Annotated in this window: 2 protein-coding genes; one reads left to right on the forward strand and one right to left on the reverse strand. The window is 64.2% G+C overall.

The window, feature by feature from the left end; translation table 11 throughout:
- Positions 1-219 precede the first annotated feature (219 nt).
- Positions 220-1482: an NAD(P)/FAD-dependent oxidoreductase gene (locus tag AC1DW2_RS43545; RefSeq protein ID WP_354113888.1), complete on the reverse strand. Its 1263-nt coding sequence runs from the start codon at positions 1480-1482 to the stop codon at positions 220-222.
- Between the two features lie 300 nt (positions 1483-1782).
- Here AC1DW2_RS43545 and AC1DW2_RS43550 point away from each other — a divergent pair, with 300 nt between their 5' ends.
- Complete coding sequence (locus AC1DW2_RS43550; RefSeq protein WP_477009181.1) at positions 1783-2955, forward strand: ABC transporter substrate-binding protein; 1173 nt, start codon at positions 1783-1785, stop codon at positions 2953-2955.
- The last annotated feature ends 177 nt before the right edge of the window (positions 2956-3132 follow it).

Genomic DNA, 3132 nt, shown 5'->3' on the forward strand with positions numbered 1-3132 from the left:
CCGCCAGACGTCACAACCCCGTCCTCAAGGCCTTCTTTGAGCGCCTCGTGGCCAATGGAAAGCCGAAGCTCGTTGCCCTGATCGCCGTCGCCCGCAAGCTGCTGACCATCCTCAATGTCATGATCAGGACGAAAACACCATGGCAACCCGCTTGACAGCGAACACAGTCGCTCATCCGGCGCTTTGCGCCACCTTCTCCCACAAGGGGAGAAGGAAGAGCTACGCCACCTTGCTACTTCCCTGCGTGATCAACCTCGCCGCGCGCTGGTCGCGGGCGTAGATCCAGAGCCAGCTCAGGGCGACGCTGAGGCGGTGGCGCAGGCCGATCAGGAAGTAGATGTGGGCAATGCCCCAGATCCACCATGCGATGGTGCCGCGCAGTTTGACCTTGCCGAAATCGATCACGGCGAGCCGCTTGCCGATCTGTGCGAGGCTACCGGAGTGCTTGTAACGGAATGCACCTTTGTTCTCGCCACGCAGGCGCGCCTTGATGGTCTCGGCGACGTGCCGGCCCTGCTGCTTGGCGGCCGGCGCGATGCCGGGCACCGGCTTCCCCTCCCAGGCGTTGATCACAACAGTGTCGCCGATCGCAAAGATTTCGGGATGACCGGGTATCGTCAGGTCGTCGTCGACCTCCACGCGCCCGGCGCGATCGCTTGGTGCGCCCAGCCATTCGGCGGCGGGCGAAGCGCGCACGCCGGCGGCCCAGATCCGCGTCTTTGCCTCGAGCAGCTTGCCGCCGAATACGACGCCCTCACGGTTGATCTCGGTGACGGCCTGGCCCAGCACGACCTCGACGCCGATCTTTTCCAGCGAGGCTTGCGCATAGGCCGAGAGATCATCGGGGAAGCCTGCGAGCACGCGCGGTCCGGCCTCGATCAGCACCACGCGTGCCTTGTGGGTGTCGATGTTGCGGAAGTCGGCGGGGAGCGTGTGGTGCGCCATTTCGGCGATGGTGCCGGCGAGCTCGACGCCGGTGGGGCCGGCGCCGACGATGACGAAGGTCAGCCGCGCCGCGCGTTTGGCCGGATCGGTCTCGCGCTCGGCGCGCTCGAATGCAACCAGGATGTGACGGCGCAGCGTGGTCGCGTCTTCCAGCGTCTTCAGGCCGGGGGCGAACTGCTCCCACTCGTCATGGCCGAAATACGCATGGCGGGCGCCGGTGGCGAGCACCAGCGTGTCGTAGGGCACCTCGCTGCCGTCGTCGATCAGCACGCAGCGCCGGTCGGCGTCGACGCCACTCACCGTCGCAAACAGGGTCGTCACCTCGCGCCGGTCGCGCATCAGGTGCCGGACCGGCCAGGCGATTTCGCTGGTCGCGAGCGAGGCGGTTGCGACCTGGTAGAGCAGCGGCTGGAACAGGTGATGGTTGCGGCGGTCGATCAGCGTGATCTCGACCGGCGCGCCCGCAAGCCGGTAGGTCGCCTCCAGCCCGCCGAAGCCGGCTCCGACGATGACGACGCGGTGGGGATTTGCGGCCATGATAACACCCTCGAATCTCGCTGCTGCTCTCCTTCATGTAAGTGCGCATTGGGCGCCGTAGTCCAATAGCCGTCATCAATCGCGGCATAGGCTGGGCGTATCGTCATCCCGCGAAAAAGCGCCGCAGCCTTGGTCGAAGTGAGTAGAATTATATTTCTTGCCATCCTCGATTGGGGCGAAATATGGTGCAGGGGCGGGCGCTGAGCCATTGGCGGCGCGACAGATTTTACGTTCAATAGAGACGACCCGGGGGCGGCGATCACCCCGTTTCCGGGATCAATAATAAGGAGGGGAGTGGTTATGAGGACGGCATTCTGGCTGGCGGGCGCAGCGGCGCTGGTGCTGGCAAATCAGGCTTTCGCCGGCGACACCATCAAGATCGGCTTCGTTTCGACCTTCAGCGGCCCGACCGCCGTGATCGGCAACGACATGCGCAATTCCTTCGAGCTCGCGCTCGACCACATCGGCCGCAAGATGGACGGCAAGCCGGTCGAGGTGATCTACGAGGACGACGGGCAGAAGCCCGATGTCGGCAAGCAGAAGACCGAGAAGCTGGTGCAGTCCGACAAGGTCGACTTCATCGTCGGCTACATCTGGTCGAACGTGCTCCTGGCCTCGCTCAAGACCGCGGTGGATTCGCAGACCTTCCTGATCTCGGCCAATGCCGGTCCGTCGCAGCTCGCCGGCGAACTGTGCTCGCCTTACGTGTTCTCGACCTCCTGGCAGAACGACCAGACGCCCGCCGCCATGGGCCTCTACATGAACCAGAAGGGCGTCAAGAGCGTGTTCCTGATCGGGCCGAACTACGCGGCCGGCAAGGACATGCTCGCGGGCCTGAAGAGCACGTTCAAGGGTGACGTCAAGGGCGAGGAATACACGGTCTGGCCGAGCCAGCTCGATTTCTCCGCCGAGCTCTCCAAGGCGCGCGCCTCGGGCGCCGAGTCGATCTTCGTATTCTATCCCGGTGCGGCCGGCGTGCAGTTCCTCAATCAATATGCGCAGGCCGGCCTGAAGAGCACGATGCCGCTCTACACCGCCTTCACGGTCGACGAGCTCTCGCTCCCGCTCCAGAAGGAGAACGCGCTCGGCGTGCCCGGCGCGCAGGAATGGGTCAACGACCTCCCGAACGAGCAGAACAAGCGCTTCGTCGCCGACTACCGCAAGAAGTACCCCAATCTGCGCCCGACCTATTATGGCGCGCAGGCCTATGACGCGGCCCAGCTCATCAACAGCGCGGTGGTCGCGGTGAAGGGCGACACCAGCAAGAAGGACGCGATGAAGGCCGAGATGGAGAAGGCCAACTTCAAGTCGCTGCGCGGCCCGTTCAAATACGGCAAGAACCACATCCCGGTGCAGAGCTTCTATCTCCAGGACGTGGTCAAGGACGGCGAAGGCCAGCTCTCGCTGAAGACGGTCGCGACCATCGTGGAGAACGACCAGGATCGCTTCCACGACAAGTGCGCGATGAAGTGAGCTGATGCCTCTTCCCCTCTCCCCGCCTGCGGGGAGAGGGTCAGGGTGAGGGGGGAGTCTCCGCGGGGACGAAGGTCGTTGTATTCCTCGATAGTCCCCACATCGTCATTGCGAGCGCAGCGAAGCAATCCAGACTGTCTCCGCGGAGGGACTCTGGATTGCTTCGCTGCGCTCGCA

It is taken from the genome of Bradyrhizobium sp. P3_C3 (genome assembly GCF_056402655.1).

Coding starts and splice junctions, on each gene's coding strand:
- AC1DW2_RS43545 (WP_354113888.1), bottom strand. CDS start 1,482: ATGGCCGCAAATCCCCACCGCGTCGTCATCGTCGGAGCCGGCTTCGGC.
- AC1DW2_RS43550 (WP_477009181.1), top strand. CDS start 1,783: ATGAGGACGGCATTCTGGCTGGCGGGCGCAGCGGCGCTGGTGCTGGCA.